Source organism: Pseudomaricurvus sp. ABR4_320 (assembly GCF_056159445.1).
Genome location: NZ_JBSWVF010000036.1, coordinates 1 through 16,585, shown reverse-complemented (window position 1 = coordinate 16,585; position 16,585 = coordinate 1). Strand labels below are relative to the sequence as shown.

General features: G+C 47.2%; 17 protein-coding genes. 3 read left to right on the top strand and 14 right to left on the bottom strand.

The features are described from left to right. Nucleotides 1-194: 194 nt before the first annotated feature. Nucleotides 195-1,949, top strand: a complete 1,755-nt coding sequence (locus tag ACXAFR_RS26845; protein WP_475183123.1) for a SulP family inorganic anion transporter — start codon at nt 195-197, stop codon at nt 1,947-1,949. A 164-nt stretch (nt 1,950-2,113) separates the two neighbouring features. Continuing rightward, the gene (locus ACXAFR_RS26840) at nt 2,114-3,673 is read left to right on the top strand and encodes a BCCT family transporter (protein ID WP_475183121.1); all 1,560 of its coding nucleotides are present in this window, start codon (nt 2,114-2,116) and stop codon (nt 3,671-3,673) included. Between the two features lie 82 nt (nt 3,674-3,755). On the opposite strand, the gene ACXAFR_RS26835 is transcribed toward ACXAFR_RS26840, so the two are convergent. The 4 genes from ACXAFR_RS26835 to ACXAFR_RS26820 all read right to left on the bottom strand — a co-directional run bounded on the left by ACXAFR_RS26835 (nt 3,756) and on the right by ACXAFR_RS26820 (nt 7,884). After that, on the bottom strand, nt 3,756-4,745 hold the full coding sequence (locus ACXAFR_RS26835; protein ID WP_475183119.1) for a hypothetical protein: 990 nt from the start codon (nt 4,743-4,745) through the stop codon (nt 3,756-3,758). 111 nt (nt 4,746-4,856) lie between these two features. Next, entirely contained in the window at nt 4,857-6,302 is a 1,446-nt protein-coding gene (locus ACXAFR_RS26830; RefSeq protein ID WP_475183118.1) for an OmpA family protein, read from the bottom strand. A gap of 187 nt (nt 6,303-6,489) precedes the next feature. Beyond that, a complete protein-coding gene (locus tag ACXAFR_RS26825; protein WP_475183116.1) occupies nt 6,490-7,290 on the bottom strand; it encodes a transglutaminase domain-containing protein in 801 nt (266 codons plus the stop codon). A gap of 36 nt (nt 7,291-7,326) precedes the next feature. After that, entirely contained in the window at nt 7,327-7,884 is a 558-nt protein-coding gene (locus ACXAFR_RS26820) for an isochorismatase family protein (protein ID WP_475183114.1), read from the bottom strand. A gap of 578 nt (nt 7,885-8,462) precedes the next feature. Here ACXAFR_RS26820 and gap point away from each other — a divergent pair. Continuing rightward, nucleotides 8,463-9,482 carry a type I glyceraldehyde-3-phosphate dehydrogenase gene (gene gap / locus ACXAFR_RS26815; RefSeq protein ID WP_475183112.1) on the top strand — a complete coding sequence of 340 codons (1,020 nt, stop codon included), beginning with the start codon at nt 8,463-8,465 and terminating at the stop codon, nt 9,480-9,482. A 139-nt stretch (nt 9,483-9,621) separates the two neighbouring features. Here the strand turns inward: gap and ACXAFR_RS26810 are convergent, their stop codons facing one another. From ACXAFR_RS26810 to ACXAFR_RS26765, 10 genes are all read right to left on the bottom strand, one after another. Then, nucleotides 9,622-10,362: a class I SAM-dependent methyltransferase gene (locus ACXAFR_RS26810; protein WP_475183111.1), complete on the bottom strand. Its 741-nt coding sequence runs from the start codon at nt 10,360-10,362 to the stop codon at nt 9,622-9,624. Nucleotides 10,363-10,566: 204 nt separating this feature from the next. Beyond that, on the bottom strand, nt 10,567-10,740 hold the full coding sequence (locus ACXAFR_RS26805; protein ID WP_475183109.1) for a hypothetical protein: 174 nt from the start codon (nt 10,738-10,740) through the stop codon (nt 10,567-10,569). 107 nt (nt 10,741-10,847) lie between these two features. After that, nucleotides 10,848-11,627 carry an SDR family oxidoreductase gene (locus ACXAFR_RS26800; RefSeq protein ID WP_475183107.1) on the bottom strand — a complete coding sequence of 260 codons (780 nt, stop codon included), beginning with the start codon at nt 11,625-11,627 and terminating at the stop codon, nt 10,848-10,850. A 154-nt stretch (nt 11,628-11,781) separates the two neighbouring features. Then, a complete protein-coding gene (locus ACXAFR_RS26795) occupies nt 11,782-12,378 on the bottom strand; it encodes a DUF998 domain-containing protein (RefSeq protein WP_475183104.1) in 597 nt (198 codons plus the stop codon). A gap of 96 nt (nt 12,379-12,474) precedes the next feature. After that, on the bottom strand, nt 12,475-12,930 hold the full coding sequence (locus ACXAFR_RS26790) for a hypothetical protein (protein ID WP_475183101.1): 456 nt from the start codon (nt 12,928-12,930) through the stop codon (nt 12,475-12,477). A 249-nt stretch (nt 12,931-13,179) separates the two neighbouring features. Further along, the gene (locus ACXAFR_RS26785; RefSeq protein ID WP_475183098.1) at nt 13,180-14,040 is read right to left on the bottom strand and encodes a S41 family peptidase; all 861 of its coding nucleotides are present in this window, start codon (nt 14,038-14,040) and stop codon (nt 13,180-13,182) included. Nucleotides 14,041-14,284: 244 nt separating this feature from the next. Beyond that, entirely contained in the window at nt 14,285-14,755 is a 471-nt protein-coding gene (locus ACXAFR_RS26780; protein ID WP_475183096.1) for a GNAT family N-acetyltransferase, read from the bottom strand. 417 nt (nt 14,756-15,172) lie between these two features. After that, complete coding sequence (locus ACXAFR_RS26775) at nt 15,173-15,712, bottom strand: isochorismatase family protein (RefSeq protein WP_475183095.1); 540 nt, start codon at nt 15,710-15,712, stop codon at nt 15,173-15,175. A gap of 43 nt (nt 15,713-15,755) precedes the next feature. Continuing rightward, complete coding sequence (locus ACXAFR_RS26770) at nt 15,756-16,262, bottom strand: Clp protease N-terminal domain-containing protein (protein ID WP_475183094.1); 507 nt, start codon at nt 16,260-16,262, stop codon at nt 15,756-15,758. Then, nucleotides 16,255-16,494 carry a helix-turn-helix domain-containing protein gene (locus ACXAFR_RS26765; protein ID WP_475183091.1) on the bottom strand — a complete coding sequence of 80 codons (240 nt, stop codon included), beginning with the start codon at nt 16,492-16,494 and terminating at the stop codon, nt 16,255-16,257. The genes ACXAFR_RS26770 and ACXAFR_RS26765 overlap by 8 nt, the downstream gene beginning before the upstream one ends. Between the last annotated feature and the right edge of the window lie 91 nt (nt 16,495-16,585).

The following is a 16,585-nucleotide window of genomic DNA, read 5'->3' as shown; positions in this document are numbered from 1 at the left end:
ACGCCGCTATGTCAAGTTATTCTTCTCTGTTAATTTGCCCCTGTTGTTAGCTCTGAAACTCTAAAGTCGAGTTAATTGTTCAATTATTTTAATTACGATTCTTTACCGCTACAATGATCAGACTTTGACCAGGGATCTTCGGAATTGCAGCTATGGAATACCGACCGGCGGACAACAGCTAGAGAACCAGGATTATGCGGGGACAGCTGGATTTTTTCCCACCAAGAGTGTGGCTACAGCAAGTAACGGCCGACACCTTACGGGCGGATGCGCTAGCGGCGTTGACCTCAGCAATTATGGCGTTGCCCCAAGCAATTGCCTTTGCCGCCATAGCCGGCTTACCCATTCAGTATGGTTTTTATACGGCAATTGTTACCCCGGTTATAGCAGCTCTACTTGGCTCTTCAAATTACATGGTTTCCGGCCCGACGACGCCAATATCCGTATTGGTCTTCGGTTGTCTCGCCGGCGATTTTGAACCAGGTTCAGAAGAATTCATCCAAGCGGCAATATCGTTAACCTTCCTAGCAGGCTTTATCCAACTTCTATTAGGGTTTCTAAGACTGGGGAGTGTTACCAATTTTGTCTCCCCTGCAGTAATGACAGGATTTACCGCTGGCGCAGCAATCATCATATTCGTCAGTCAACTACCAAGCGCGCTGGGTTTTAGTATTACCGATGCGACAAGCACCATTGAATCATTTGTTCTTCTGGTAGCGCAGTTAAATCAAACGAACCTCCATGCATTAACACTCGCGGCTACGTCTTTTGTCACAGCGGTATTAACGGCGTATTTTGCCCCAAGCCTGCCCAGTTACTTACTCGCACTAGCGACAGGCACGCTAGCCGGGTTTATCATTAATGGCCAAGCACATGGTGTTACCTACGTGCAGAATGTCTCTGATGTCATTCCAACATATTCCCTCCCTAATTTCTCTCAAATAAGCCTCATCGATTTAGCCCAAAGCGCCTTCGCGCTAGCGTTGGTGGGACTGCTGGAAGCGACAGCAATTGCACGCAGCCTGGCGTCTCGAGCAGGCGAACAAGTGAATATCAACCAAGAATTTATTGGCCAAGGGGCCTCTAATACACTAGGTAGTTTTTTTTCGACCTATATGGGATCCGGTTCATTCACACGATCCGCCATGAATTACGATGCCGGAGCGAAAACACCCCTTGCAGCAATTCTCGGCTCGCTGTTTCTCCTACTGATTTTATTGTTCGTCAGTGACTGGATAACATTTATTCCCATTCCTGCCATTGCAGGGATAATCGTATTTGTTGGCTTCCGGCTGATTGAAGGGCACAGAATCAAATACATCTTGAAGACCAGTCGCCCCTCCAGCGCAGTCATGTCAATCACCCTGTTTGCAACGCTTATCATCGGCTTGGAGTTTGGCATTGTCACGGGTATATTCTTCTCTCTCGCCCTCTACTTAAGACGCTCAGCCAATACCTATCTTGCCATTATCGCACCTGACCCGAAATCTGATGGGCGCTATTTTCGCCATGCAAAAGCATTTCATCTGGATGAATGCCCGCAACTTGCTTTTGCCCGGCCGGACGGTGAACTGTATTTTGGCTCCCTGGATGTTATGCGTGACCAACTTTTCAAGTTGGAAACCCAGCGGCCAGAACAAACACACTTAGTGATGTTGATGAAAGGCATCCCAGGAATTGATATGTCAGGGGCTCAACTGATCATAGAGGAATCAGAGCGTCGTAAGATGCGAGGCGGACGTTTGTACATAACCGCTCGGCCTAGGCAGCGGGAAGGACTATTTAAACGCTATGGTATCGTTGATGCTCTTGGGACAGATACTATTTTTCCGAATAAAGGCGAAGCAATCGCATCGATTATCCCGACACTGGATTTAAACAAATGCTCGGCCTGTAGCAATCGAAACTTTAGAGAATGCCCAGGCGCTACGAATCACATTCAAAACTAAAATAGCAGAACAATCTGCAAGAATTTCATTGTGGTTGACTCATGTCTCTCAGTCACAATTTTTTCAGAGAGAACAGGCTTTCGAAATTGAAAGCCAAATAAACGGGCAACGATATATTGCCCTGTATCAACCACAACGCTTTAACGGTTATTATGATCGATCAGATGCACACGCCAAAGTCTCACCCAGCGCCCTCTCTCGATAAGCGAGTCTTCTTCCCCGCTATGGCAATAGTCATTATTGCGGCGCTCGATTTACTGCTTTTTCCCGAAGCATCAGCAATTCATGCCAATACCGCTATGTCCTTTGTGACAGACAAAATGGGTTGGCTGTATTTACTACTTGGTGTAGCCGGCTTTCTCTATGCCCTATGGCTTGCCTTTGGGCCATTCGCTCACGTCAAATTGGGCCAACCAGGTGAAGCTCCTGAGTACTCAACACCACACTGGGTCGCCATGATGTTTACGGCGGGTATTGGCAGTGGACTGGTCGCCTGGGGTTTTGCCGAATGTATTTTCTATCTGGAAGATACCCCCATGGGCATCGAACCCCACTCCACAAAAGCTACAAATTGGGCTCATATGTATCCCTTGTTTCATTGGGGAATCGTGCCCTGGGCATTCTACGCACTTACTGCGGTACCTATCGCCTACATGCTGTATGTTCGCAAGCTACCCTATTTACGCATCAGCAGTGCCTGCGATGGTGCGCTACCTCACCGTAATCGAGAGCTTTATAAAATCGTCATTGATCTAGTCATTATTCTTGGCATCGTCGGAGGCACATCTACAGCCCTTGGAATAGGAGTGCCTGTGGTTTCCGCTTTGTCCGCTGAGTTGATTGGCGTCGAGGATTCGCTTTTAGTGAAACTGGTCATTTTAACGCTATGGACCTTGCTCTTTGGTGCCAGTACCTATCGCGGCTTAAAAAAAGGCATCAAAATTTTAGCCGACCTCAATATGGCGCTGGCGGGTATCTGCCTGATATTCATTCTGATCGTAGGCCCAACACTCTTTATTCTCTCGTTAACCGTGAACAGCTTTAGCTTAATGTTCAGTAATTTTTTTGCGATGTCACTCTGGATGGATCCGATTGGACAATCCGGTTTTCCCGAACGATGGACGCTATTTTACTGGGCTTGGTGGGTCGCCTATGCAGCATTTGTTGGATTATTTATTGGAAGGGTTTCACGAGGACGAACCATTCAACAATTGATTCTTGGCGTTCTCTTATGGGGCTCAATGGGTACTTGGCTATTTTTATCAATCGCCGGTGGTTACTCAATTCATCTAGAGGTGGAAAATATTTTGCCTCTTTCAGAAATTCTTGCCAGAGATGGCATGGCGACCATGGTTGCCAAAATCATTGCCAGCCTGCCGTTCAGTAAAATTTCTCTGTTTCTGTTTATTGTTCTAACGATAATCTTTTTAGCGACCACACTTGATTCTGCGGCATACATTTTGGCGAGCGTTTGCTCAAAAAACTTGCAAAGCCATCAAGAACCGGCTCGCTCGAATCGAATCGTATGGGCGGCACTGCTTGCCATTTTAACGGCAGGTTTATTAGTAACCACTGGTCTGAATACGGCGCAAGCAGCGACTGTGGTAAGCTCTCTTCCTCTAATTCCGGTCGTTCTTTTGATGAGTCTTTCTACGGTGCGCTGGCTGCGCAAAGATTTTCCAGAATTGGTACGGGTAAAAGAGCACACCAAAACGTCTCAATAGCAACCTCGGTTGCTGTCCCGGTGCCTTTTTAGAAAAAGTGAGAAAGCCCGCAATGGCACTGAAAATTCCAACCATCAAGGCGCTAGGGATCCAGCTCGCTCTCAATTGCCTCAGGGTTGGCAATTAGCCGATCCAAAGCACCGGCCACTTCGAGTTTGACAGTCTCTCGATCAAACTGCGCCATCTCCTTGAGACTGTATTTTTTATGGATTTCTTGAGCGATGAGAAAACCGAGATAATAACCCCGACGAAAAGGAAGCTCCGAAGCCTCATTGCTGTAGTTTAGATACGGTGACTTAACGTCTGGATCATGGGAATTGAACATCGTTTTGAATTCCTGCAAGGCTTCGGCAAGCTGGTTATTGACACTGACGATCATTCCCTCGGGAATGTTTAACATCAATTCGTCGATATTCGCCTCCGGGTTCAACTCCAGAGAGACATAGGTTGCCAGCCCCTCCTGCCAAATAGAGCACCAGAGCTCCTCACCACAAGATAGGTATTGCCCATGATAGACGTGGAAAAGCTCATGGTGAAAGACCGGTGTATCATCTTCCCAGTTATGTAATAAAGCCATCATATCAGCTCCGAAAAGTAGAAAGACTTGCCCTCTACGTTCGGTAACCTGGCCATTAAAGCTGCCGAGTGAGTGTACCAGGTATATTGGATTATCGAGTTGCAAGTCAGGAAAAACCGCGAGAAAGCTCGTCAAACTTATCTCAAATTTAGCCGATAACGCAGTTTCTTTTTCCCGGTAGGTTTCTTGTAAGGAAGGGAAATGGGCAATAGCCCCCTTCAGACGTTCACGAAAAGCCTGCTTAAAGGTGTCGAGATCAGTATCATCTTCGCGGTAGAAAATCGAATAATCATCAAAAAATTCGACATAAAAGCGATCTACGCGTTCATTTTCCGGAAGGCTCGTCGTCGCTTGATAGAGTCGGTCGAAATCATCGGCAAGATTAATAATGCGATCATTTGCGAGCTCTGCCTGGGAAAACGAGAAAAAACTCAAACTCAAGCAATAGACAATTGACGCAAAAACCGTCCCTATAAAGTGCTTTGGACTTTTCATCTACCCTTCCTTGGTAACCGTATTACGGATAGCTCTAAAAGCAACTCGCTACATTAAGGCTCGGCGTAAACACGCCGATCCCCAAGTCTCTTTAATAACTGTGTGGTGCTTTTACTGTAAACGCTTCACCAGCTCAACCCGTCGATTTAACTGCCGGCCATCATCCCTTTCATTCGTCGACGCAGGCGCATAGGGACCCACACCTTCCGCCTGCAAGCGTTCGGCAGCAATGCCATAGTCAGCGGTCAATGCAGCAACGACAGCCTGAGCTCGGTCGCGTGATAACCGCAGGTTCGACGTCAAACCACCGGTATCATCCGTATGGCCAACCACATACAGTGATAGATCCCCGTTGTTGTTCAGCAGTGCGCCAATCGCATCCAGAGCTTCCGTCGACTCGGGTTTGATGGTTGCTTTACCCGTATCGAAATAAATCCCGTAGATTAGCGCTTTACCCTGTTCCTCCAGCTGCTGCATAAGAATATCTTCATTGATGGCCACCAATCCGGTTGCGACAGCACGCTCCTCAACGATGACTTGTTGAACACGCACATCCGCATCAAAGCCACCGATAAACAATGCCACGTAGACATCTCCCTGCTCACGCTGCCGACGTGCAAGGAAGTAATAGGGCTTGCGGTAATAGTTATAGACACTTTTTGAAAGCGCCACGTCGCCACCGAGAGTCCGAGCTGACTCACACGCATCCAGCTCGCAATGGACAATGATGTCAAACTGAGCAGCCTGCAACGCTTGTTGATAATTGCGATAGACCTTCAATGTAGAGGTATCTTCAATCTCATAGGAATGCTGCGCCAGATCCCCAGTCAAATTCAAAGAAGAATCCTCCCCAGCGCCAACCAGGGGTAGCGTGGTCGTTTCTGTGTCTGTATTAGAAAAATCGATCAATTCTGCACCCGGATATCGGGGTAACATCGGGTGGTCTTTCGCGCGCTCTTTCTCAGACAAAGGAGCGTTTGGCGTACTAATTAAGGGTAAGCCCAGCGCGTCAGTATCAATGGTGATCAAATCTGACTGCAAGGGCTCACTAAACAACGCCGCCTGCTGAATCCAAACGTCGTCTTTATAAGCACCCACAAACCACGCCATATACACAGGACCTGGTTCTGCAGACTTTTCCACCAGCAAATAATAGGGTTTGCGATAATAGTTACTGAGCGTCAGTCTCGGAAAAAACTTGGTTCCCAGGCCCCTAGGGTCGTCTCCGCATTGTTCCAGCTGACATTCATAGACGATGTTAAAACCAGCCTTAAGAGCCGCCTGCTTGTAGTTCTCATAGACTTTCAATGAGGAAACCTGATTGACCTCATAGCGATTGAGAAAGAGGTCGCCGGTGGCATCTATACCTTCATAATCTTCTTTGTCCGCCGAATCCGCATTGCTGGGGAAGCGGAAAGCTTCATAATCCCATTGATACGCAGCCTTCGATGTTGCCCCAGGGTAAGGCTCGAAAAGCTCTGACTGAGTCGCGGCATTCGCCAGTCCAGTGGCGCCTGCCGCTGCCAGGAAGGTGGCGAGCGTTTTTTTCAACATCATGATTGGGTCATCCGTTTCTTTCTAAGGTCACAAATGTCTGGGACGGACAGAATCCAGTTACTCACAGTATCTGTGGATAACTTGAGGGATAAACTGAAGAAAAGTGCTCAGACGCGGCTTTGTGACAGGTTTATTTCCGAGAGTACAAATTTTAACCAGATATCCGACCGATAGGTCGGCAGTATCCTTAAGGTATTGAAGGCTTGGCAATCGACTCTAACGTGACCGCCATCTCCAGCAGATCGACGGGATCGCCAAATTGAGTATAGATGGCGACATCAGCCGCATCACGCCCATAACCAATAACGATACGCCCGCCATTCATGGATGCTTGCGTGGGATCAAAGGTATACCACCGCCCACCGACGAAGGCTTCAAACCACGCGTGTAGATCCATGGGCGTGAGATCTTCCAGATATCCGACCACCAATCTTGCGGGTATGGAAAGCGCGCGACAGCAGGCGATACCCAAGTGTGCCATATCGCGACAGACCGCCTGAGACATGCCCATTACATCGCGGGCACTGACAATTTGCTGCCCTGCCCCCGGCGTGTACTCAATGGTTTGGCGAATATGCTCGACAATGGCAGCACACTGGTCATAACCGGGATCACGATCGACTACGATAGATTGGGCCAGCTCTGTGCAGCAGTCAGATTCACAGTAACGACTCGGCAGCAGGAAGGCCAAGGTGTCTTCGGGAAGTTGTTGAATTTCGACAAATTCGGCGTCGTAATCGATATCGGCAACCGCAAAGGTCTCGATATCGAACGACGTATGCACAGACAGCCGCCCTTCCGGTGCCATTACACGCTGGCAGAGGTTACCGAACACATCAGTGAACTCAACAGCAGAAACCGATGGCGAAAACAAATATTGTCCCTGCCCGACCCACTGCTGAAAACCACTGCGCGGTCGCAACATAAAAATGAAGGGCATGGGCGCTGGAACATCCAATTCCAGCTTACAGGTGGCGCGCATCCACATAACTACCTCAATCCTTGAAGGAAAATGGTGGGTTGATTAATCGTTGAGTAGCTCGTCAGTGGTGACAACACGGCAGTATTCACCACTCAGATTGCTCAAAAACACATCGTGCACCGCTTCGGCAGACACAGACTTGCCACCCAGGGTATCAATTCCACCGGCCGGTGTCGCATCACCCACCAACGTCACCTCAAACCCCAGACCACAGGCAACCCGCACCGTGGCATCTACGGAATTATTCAGCAATACTCCACACACCACCAGCTCTCTGGCATCTTGCTTCTTTAGTAGATTTTCCAGATTCGTACCAAGAAACGCACAATTTTCCCGCTTGGTGATCACCGGCTCACCGCCTTGGGGCATCACCTCACGCTTGATCGCGAAATGTCGTGTGGAATGATACGGCGAATCGTCGAATTTGGAAGAATGACGCACATGCACCACCGGCCAACCCCGACGCCGCCACAGCAACAACAGCTGTGTCATCTTCTCTTCGGCGTCTATATGGCTTCGCGTTAGGCCGGGCATATGGTCGATGGCGTGTTGAACATCAATAATCAGCAGCGCAGGATGAAATGTCTGAAACAGTGACATAGTGGGCAGCCTCTTAAACGGGCCAGATTATTGAGAAAACACCATATTCGCAAGATTTAGAGCTTATCAACAAACTACATGAACCAGTAACATTCAGTACGCATAAACACTTGTGGATTTTGCACGCTAGGTAAAGCTTCGAAATTACCAACCCTCTCCCTAGCAATAGGTTTGGCTGACAGTTATTATTACTCACACACCCGCTAAGTCTTCGAATGACGCGCCTTTTGAAATGGCTGATCTGAGTTATTGCTCAATGAATGACCATTTCGTCAGTGCAGATTCCTGGGTCTTGGCAGACTGACGGTATTAAAATGTCCCGCTTGAACAGCCACTGTATCTACTCTCCCCCCGTGATACCGGCTGCTCTACCCCGCACTTCTACAAAAATTATGGCGATGGGTACGCGGAGCTTTGGATGTGAACTAAAAAGCACGACGATCAGTAAAGTGTAGTTTTCGGTTGGTTGTTCCTTCTGCACAATCCGCCAGCAGTGGCGCTCCGCTTCTGTATCTCGTCATACAGCAGAAACCAAAACCGTATAATCTCTATCAAACGTCAAAACTAGGGGAATTATTATGCTAAAAGTTGCCATTAATGGGTTTGGAAGAATCGGAAAGTTAACCTTCCGAAAAATCTTTGGCGATGAGCGTTTCGACGTAGTGGCTATCAACGACTTAACCGAGCCTAAAATGCTCGCCCAGCTGCTGAAATACGACAGTGTGCAGGGCCCCTTTACCGGCCATACCGTAGAGAGTGACGAGGATTCTCTCATTGTTGATGGCAAATCCATCAAGGTTCATGCAGAACCAGACCCCAGCAAACTGCCTTGGGGCGACTATGGCGTGGATATCGTCCTCGAGTGTACTGGCTTTTTCTGCTCCAAAGCGAAAAGCCAAGCGCACATAGACGCTGGCGCCAAGAAAGTGCTGATCTCTGCCCCCGCCGGCAGCGACCTGCCAACCATCGTTTACGGCGTCAACCATGACACCCTGACCAAAGACGACCTGGTCGTTTCCGGTGCCTCCTGTACCACCAATTGCCTGGCACCGATGGCAAAAGCACTGAATGAGTATCGCGAGCTGAGAACCGGCTTTATGACCACCATTCACGCCTACACCGGCGACCAAATGATCTTGGATGGCCCCCATCGCAAAGGCGACTTCCGCCGTGCACGGGCTGGCGCCATTAACATCGTTCCTAACTCGACCGGCGCAGCCAAAGCCATTGGACTGGTGATTCCAGAACTGGACGGCAAACTGATTGGTTCTGCCCAGCGCGTTCCCGTTGCCTCCGGCTCGATCACCATTCTGGATGCGACCCTGAAAGATGAGACCGACACCGTCAGCGTCGAGGGCTTGAACGAAGCCATGAAAGCTGCTGCAGATGATTCTTTCGGTTATACCGAGGAAGAGCTGGTTTCCAGCGACGTGATTGGCAGCAGCTACGGCTCATTGTTTGATGCAACTCAAACCTTGGCACAACGTTGCGGCACCAATATCTATGAAGTTCGTGTTGTGTCTTGGTACGACAATGAAATGAGCTATGTCAGCCAGCTGATTCGCACGTTGAATCATATGGGTAGCCTGACCGAGTAAGTCTCTATTTAGACAGGGAGCTTCCTGTTAAAAGGAAGCTCTCAGATTTATAGAGCCAAAAAGTGTACGGTTGACCTTTTCAGCGCTTGGAATAGCGAAAGCAATTTCAATTTGCCAACTAAGACAACCTGTACGTTCACTAGGGATTTTTCCCAGCAACGACAAAAAAATCCATCTCTACCTTCCGTACCCCATCACCCCAAATTTCAGCGATTTTCTCGAAGCTGTCATTAAAAAAATTGTCACCTCTCGCATCCATACAGCGCCGTGTCGCCGACCAACTGTGCAAAAAGGCGAAAAACTGCTCCACAGACCAGTGCATCGACAAATCGAAATGTGGAACATCGACCGGCTCAAACGGCAAAGGAATTCCAGTGAACCCATTCCAGAGCAATCGGTTTTGATTCGCCCAATAGGGCTGAATCACCGTAAGAAAGCTCCTTTCCAATAAGCTGTCGATCTCTGAATCGACATGGGGCCAACTATAGCCCCATGCTGCAAAAACCCCACTGGGCTTTAGTACACGCTTAACTTCCGGCCAAAATCGATCGTAATCAAACCAGTGGAGGGCTTGCGCCACGCAGACTGCATCAAAGGAATGATCGAGGAAAGTGGTTTTTTCTGCCGGCTGGGCGGAAAAGTGGATGCCTTCCTGAGTAGGAGCATTCGCAATCTGAATAGGACTGACATCCGTTGCAAAGACCTGCCCAAAATAATTACGCAAATCGACAGCAGCTTGACCGCTACCACAACCAACATCCCAAACCGTATGGCAAGCTGGGCTAACACCGGCTAACCACCGGTAAAGCTCTGCCGGATACCTTGGCCTGATCTCGGCGTAAAGGTCAGATTTATCATCAAACAGCTTATGAAGATCCATTACCTTCCTGTTTCAGTTCTGTGCTGATTCGATCACAAACTTCCTGAAGATCCTGAGGAAGTTCCCCGTAAATTTTTGCCTTCCTAAAAGACTCAAGTGAATCTTCGATTTTCCCGCTGTTGTAAAACGATAACGCAGCCTCCAGATGAGACCTAAATCGTTGTTCCGCTAGATTGCTGACTGCCCCACCAGGAATAAAAGAGCTTATTGCAGAAAAGAAAAATAACGCAGAAAAACCAAGCAATAAAAAACCCGGTTTGCCAGCAAGAGCGTCAATCCTACAGAGATGATAAAAACAATCACACCAACGATGGCAACTTTGGCATTCCCTCCATCACCGTGAAAAGTGAAGTCGCCACCGTATCGTCTAAATGCCATAACAGTCCGCCAATCAAAATATCAGCTCAATCCTAATCTCGTCAGGAATTGACGACGCTTCCCGATACTTCTTTGTGACACCTACAAGGCAAAAAGCAGCAAACGAATCACATTGTACCTGGGAAGGCGCCACCATCAATCAGAAGGTTTTGCCCAACAAAATAGCCAGCCTGCTGAGAGCACAAAAAGGCACAGGCCGCACCAAACTCTTCCGGGATACCAAAACGCCCAGCCGGAATGGTAGACTGACTTTGAGCAATAGTCTCCTCGATTGTTGTTCCTGACGTTTCCGCCATACCACTCAGAGTATTGCGTAACCTGTCTGTTTCAAAGGAACCAGGAAGAAGATTATTAATGGTCACGCCGAACGGAGCAACTTCTCGAGCCAGACCTGCGATAAAGCCCGTCAGGCCAGACCTTGCGCCGTTAGACAAACCTAAAATGCCAATAGGCGCCTTGACCGCCGACGAGGTGATATTGATCACCCTACCCCAGCGGCGTTCCATCATGCCTTCGACCACCTCGCGAATCAGCTCAATGGGCGTTATCATGTTGGCATCAACAGCGGCTATCCAGTCCTCCCGTTGCCAGTCACGGAAATTCCCCGGCGGCGGTCCACCGGCGTTATTCACCAAGATATCTGGCTCTGGCATGGCATTCAATACAGCACGTCGGCCTTCAGCACTGGTAATATCTGCAGCCACCGCCACACACTCCACACCATAGTGTTCGCGAATCTGCACTGCAGCCTTTTGCAGCTCACTGTCGGTGCGAGAATTGATGACTAGGTTAACGCCCTCCGCGGCTAGTGCATTGGCACAAGCACGCCCCAAACCTTTGGATGCCGCACAAACAATCGCTTTTTTGCCCTTAATTCCTAAATCCATTGTTACCTCAACTGGTGGCTAGCTTATAAGCAGCACATTCACCAAATGATGAAAAACCACTGCATAATCTCTCTGGATTTTATGCAGCAAAAAGAGCGCCATAGAGGGATTAGCCTAAAAGACTAACTCACCAAAGAACAGCGATCATAGATATTTAGGCGATTTCATAGATTGAGAAGACAAACAGCCACAGAATTTGTGAGCCGTAACTCAATCGCTGATGCAATCCAGGAGTTGATTGTTCTTTAAAGGCTATGCTTAATGTGTAAGAGAAGTAAAAACAGCTAATAAGACACAGAATTGAAGTAATCCGCAGCCACGCGGGAAATACACCTGACAATACAACAATACCGGGTGCAACGATAAACGAAATCAGCATCACAAAACCAGACCAGGTATGAATATTTCCGCTGATCGAGGGGCTGGTCGTATAAGGATCTTTATCCATCGGAAAAAAACCACAAATCCAAGTACAGATCCCATGGATAATCACCATCCAACCGATGGCTAGCGTCGCTTTATCTGGCTCAGCAAAAAACGCAAGATAAACGCCGAACAAGATAAAGAGAAACCCTAGTGGGTAATTATTGACAAGCGGTGATAGCTTCTGAGTTGGACTGTCTTTTGCTCCCAACTCGCTGCAAAATTGTACTGAATGGCTGTAGTTCGGATAAAACAGCGATGCGGTATATATCCCTATAACGATCCATATTGAAGCGACGATTCCTGAATATTGTATAAAGCTGATCATTTTTGAACTTTTCCATTAACGCAAATGATTTCCTGCAACTAAATATACAATAATGTTCGGATTAAAAAACTACAACCTCATTCATTGCATTGATTACTAAATATTTTCTTCCGGTAACCAACTAGATTTGTTCGGAAGTAACAGCTTGAAGGATCTTATACTTCCAAGAGTTGAAGCAAAAATTGCGTAGATAACAACAAAAAGTAATGGTAGCAACAGTGCTAAGCCTATAAGCCCAGATGTAAAAAAAACTATAGGGTCTAAGACCGCCAATCCGAACCCCATTAAATTCATCACCACACTTATGATAACGGTCAGAAAGAAATAGACTCTAAAAATTCGCATCGCAGCCTTTGTGTGACTCGATACGAAGTCATTTTCATGGTTTTTATTAACAAAATGATAAATCAAATAAGGAACCAATGTAATCAGAGATAATTGAACCCCGAAAAAATACAGATCATAGTTCCCTAGAATATTTCCATTAATTACCATTAAGAGAACAAACAAATACGGGATAGCAGCCATCCATTTTATTCGATCCAAGCTCATAGCATCCTCCTTAATTCTATGAACTCTATACAATACTTTAAAGAGCACTAGAAAAGAAAGCGGGAGTTAGAAATCGATCAAAAATAGCGCTCAATGATTCCTACGCCAACTAATGAAATCAATACTCCTTATCTATTATCCGACATTAAATAAACTAGTTTGAATATAATTCGAGGAGGATAGAAGCGCATCAACGAAATCTCGCATTTTATCTATGAGAAAGATTTCAGTTAGCGCCGACTATAAAAATCACTGACCGCTCTTTTCTGAATTCTTTGTGAATAGCGCTTCCCGCGCGAGCTGCAAAGCCCTATCCAGCGCCTGCTCAGCAGAAACAAGAACATCGGGTTTCACACCAATATCCTGCCAGTTAGAGCCCGTCACGGGATTGATAGATTTACCTTCCGGAAGATCGACTGCGAAATGCGGATGCACACGCCTATACTCGAACGGATGAGCACCGCCACCCGTCACCTCTCCAATTATCATTGCGCGTTTTAGTACCTGCAAATCATAGGCTACGGCTTCCGCCGCTGAAAATGTTTTGCCAGAGGTTAGAATAAAAAGAGGCTTGGTCGAACCAAAGCGCCGTCCAGGAACCCAAGCGGGCGAACTTGAGTAGGTACGAGTCTCTGTCGGACGATCGTAAACACCGCTGAGAGGGCTACCAGGCTCTAACAAATATCCTGTTAAGAGATTAGCGGTTTCCATACCACCGCCATTTCTGCGGAGATCAATAATTAATGCGTCTGCCTGGGCAACAACATTCATGGCGGCAGAAAAGACTTCCTCCCCGTTCCCTACAGGAATTTCTTCTGCGCTATAACTAAGACCTAAATGACCATCATTGGATATTGCACGGAAAAACGTAGTTGCAGCCTCGGCAAAAGACTCACATTGCAATGGCGTTTGCCAGCGCTCGTCCGATTCCCGCAATAACTTAGCGATCTGCCGCGCCTTCTGGGCGTCAACGTACCGAGACTCGATAAGGTCTGCCGCAGCATGAAGGACATTAATTTGTTCGTTTGGAGGGATGGTCTGAGCGCAAACACCTAGAGAAAAAATTAACAAGGCTGCCGTCATCGTTAGCGTTTGAGCATAGATATTCAAGGTCCGTCTCCAATCTTCACTCTAAGGATAGTCAGTATGATGACAAAATTTTCCACGGTGTTAGCAAACTCAAGAGCGCCACCGTTGATGTTAAATGGGATCAGCGCTATTAGTCCTTGTCAGTAAAAATTTATAACGTTTTCTCCGCGGGCTTTTTCCATTGTAGAATTCAACTTCAGCAACGCTTTTGGCACTAAAGTTACAAACACCCAAATGTGGCGTGTTAAGTGCCAATTCACGAGTTTTATGTCGTTGATCTCCACATCATGATCATAGTCTCCACGTCGTGATGCCGCGCTTTATGTAACTCTTTAAATCCAAGGCGCACATAGAGGGGAATATTGAAACTCTCGCATTGCAGATAAAGCTCTTCAATACCAAAGCTAATCGCCATTGATTTCGCTTTTTTAAGGAGATTGCTTGCTACACCCTGCCTTCGAAATTTTGCATCCGTATAAACGCCGCCAATCCAGTTCACATATTCGGGGTAGTGTTTATTTTCACGAAGCTTTAGCTCTAAAACCCCTGCAAGCTCTCCCTCAATATGAGCAACCAGGATTAGAGGAATTTTATGTCGATTAACTGATTTCTCCTTAATGTCCTTTAACACCTTTTTTTGCGTCATAGACGGTGATAGGCGAGCCCATTCTGCGAAGTACCAATGAGCTATTTTCTCCGCGACACTAGGATGGTCTGCTAATAGAGAAATTTCCATTTTTCGACTTTACCACAACCTATTTTGATATTAATCATGACTATCGCCAAAGAAACAAAGGCATCTCTCTCTGTGAGAGCCATTGATTCTATGTTTACCATAGAATTTTCATCACAACCGTAAACACCGTACCTCCATTTAGTTTACCAAAAGCATTGTATTACGGTGCAGCTCATGCCAATCAGTTTACCGATGAATCAGTCTGACCTACAGCCCCTGAGACTTAGCGCCGATTGCCACCACTCGGAAATAGGCCACCGCTACACTCTTATCCGGAAAGGCCATAGCCCAAGCCACGGTATCCGTCTCGACAGAGGCAAGAATTCTCACTTAACCGGTAGGTGTATTTAACAGAGGTCGTTCTATCATCAAAAAGGCTTTGTGTTGACTAAAAACAGTCCGAACTCCGCGCGAGCGTTATTTGATGAGATTGAGTATGCCCTTAAACTCAAGAGCACGGCAGTCTTTCACTAATTCATAAAGACACATTTCCAAGCCCGTTTCCTGAACTCCGCTTGCGACTAACTTGCGGATTGCCAACTCTTTATTGGCAAGCTTTCGGGATGAGACACCGTCAACGACCACATGGACGTCGTGACCTAATTCTTTGAGATGAGTGGCCGTTTGATAGACACAAATATGCGCCTCGATACCACAAATCAGCCAAGAGGTTTTACCGGATTCCTCAATCGCCTTTAGAAAAGCCAGCTCGCTGCAGGCATCGAACGTGTATTTAGCGATTGGCTGCTTATTTTCTAGCTGCAACTGTAATTCTTCAACGGTTGCACCCAATTTATCAGGATTTTGTTCCAACCATACGATGGGAATTTCCAGAAGTTGAGCACCGCGCACCAGCTTTATACAGTTCGAAATAAGCAAATCGCTGTTAGCCACCAAACGAGCCAGCTTGCCTTGGATATCGACGATGATGAGGCCGGTGGTTTCTTTACTTAACATACAGAGTCCTTTATCTAATAGCCTTAAATCAATTGCCGCCCTGCTAATCCGAAACGAGCTCTTCTCTAGCGGCTTCCGCTAAAGACTCCCTATCTATTCCTAGAACCTTAAACGCTCGAGGTACCACTCCATGCTCTATGGATGCAGCCACAATGATGACATGTGCGCCTTGTAGAGATCGATTTTTATCCTCCTTTTTCAGCGTATAAAGAGATTTCATTAAATCCTGACCTGAAGGCTTCGAGTCGTGAAAGATCTTGTCTGATTTTATAGGCTCTGGTTCTATATCGGCAGCTTGCCCATGGATTCCGACAGAGTTTAGCGCCTCATCATATTGCGCTTTAATGGCGCTTTGGAATTTTTTAGCGTCTATTCCAAATCGGTCAAATGTTCGCTTAGCCGTACCGTCGTCAAGATTGAGCGCAGAGAGCACAAAGTGCTCAGCTCCCGGCTTTTCTTCGCCCATGATATTTGCCTGTTCATCGGCTCCGGGTATTAACTTTCCAATTGTTTTAATATCTTGAAAACGTAATAAGAGACGCTTAAACATCGCTTTTTCCCTTTCGGCCCGTTGTATTTTGAATATGAGCGGCGTGGCGTTTATGAGCTGCTTGTTTTGAAATTCCCAGTGCCTCGGCAATTTGCGACCAACTCCACCCTTGAGCAATCGCTTCTTTGACGGCTTTTCTCTCTAACTGCTCTGCCATGCGGCGAAGCGAAACGACAGCAGCAAGTGCGTCTTCAGGATTGCTTGGCGGGGGAAGTGATTTAATATCTGTCATGCGTCAACAATAGTTGACGGAGGAGTAGCTGTCAACTGTGGTTGACGCACCTAAATTGAACGAAGAGCTTGGCCCTCTAACGCCGTGCTCG

What these genes read in the sequence shown, in the direction of transcription:
- ACXAFR_RS26845 (WP_475183123.1), top strand. Translation starts at nt 195, where the DNA reads ATGCGGGGACAGCTGGATTTTTTCCCACCAAGAGTGTGGCTACAGCAA.
- ACXAFR_RS26840 (WP_475183121.1), top strand. Translation starts at nt 2,114, where the DNA reads ATGCACACGCCAAAGTCTCACCCAGCGCCCTCTCTCGATAAGCGAGTC.
- ACXAFR_RS26835 (WP_475183119.1), bottom strand. Translation starts at nt 4,745, where the DNA reads ATGAAAAGTCCAAAGCACTTTATAGGGACGGTTTTTGCGTCAATTGTC.
- ACXAFR_RS26830 (WP_475183118.1), bottom strand. Translation starts at nt 6,302, where the DNA reads ATGATGTTGAAAAAAACGCTCGCCACCTTCCTGGCAGCGGCAGGCGCC.
- ACXAFR_RS26825 (WP_475183116.1), bottom strand. Translation starts at nt 7,290, where the DNA reads ATGTGGATGCGCGCCACCTGTAAGCTGGAATTGGATGTTCCAGCGCCC.
- ACXAFR_RS26820 (WP_475183114.1), bottom strand. Translation starts at nt 7,884, where the DNA reads ATGTCACTGTTTCAGACATTTCATCCTGCGCTGCTGATTATTGATGTT.
- gap (WP_475183112.1), top strand. Translation starts at nt 8,463, where the DNA reads ATGCTAAAAGTTGCCATTAATGGGTTTGGAAGAATCGGAAAGTTAACC.
- ACXAFR_RS26810 (WP_475183111.1), bottom strand. Translation starts at nt 10,362, where the DNA reads ATGGATCTTCATAAGCTGTTTGATGATAAATCTGACCTTTACGCCGAG.
- ACXAFR_RS26805 (WP_475183109.1), bottom strand. Translation starts at nt 10,740, where the DNA reads ATGGCATTTAGACGATACGGTGGCGACTTCACTTTTCACGGTGATGGA.
- ACXAFR_RS26800 (WP_475183107.1), bottom strand. Translation starts at nt 11,627, where the DNA reads ATGGATTTAGGAATTAAGGGCAAAAAAGCGATTGTTTGTGCGGCATCC.
- ACXAFR_RS26795 (WP_475183104.1), bottom strand. Translation starts at nt 12,378, where the DNA reads ATGATCAGCTTTATACAATATTCAGGAATCGTCGCTTCAATATGGATC.
- ACXAFR_RS26790 (WP_475183101.1), bottom strand. Translation starts at nt 12,930, where the DNA reads ATGAGCTTGGATCGAATAAAATGGATGGCTGCTATCCCGTATTTGTTT.
- ACXAFR_RS26780 (WP_475183096.1), bottom strand. Translation starts at nt 14,755, where the DNA reads ATGGAAATTTCTCTATTAGCAGACCATCCTAGTGTCGCGGAGAAAATA.
- ACXAFR_RS26775 (WP_475183095.1), bottom strand. Translation starts at nt 15,712, where the DNA reads ATGTTAAGTAAAGAAACCACCGGCCTCATCATCGTCGATATCCAAGGC.
- ACXAFR_RS26770 (WP_475183094.1), bottom strand. Translation starts at nt 16,262, where the DNA reads ATGTTTAAGCGTCTCTTATTACGTTTTCAAGATATTAAAACAATTGGA.
- ACXAFR_RS26765 (WP_475183091.1), bottom strand. Translation starts at nt 16,494, where the DNA reads ATGACAGATATTAAATCACTTCCCCCGCCAAGCAATCCTGAAGACGCA.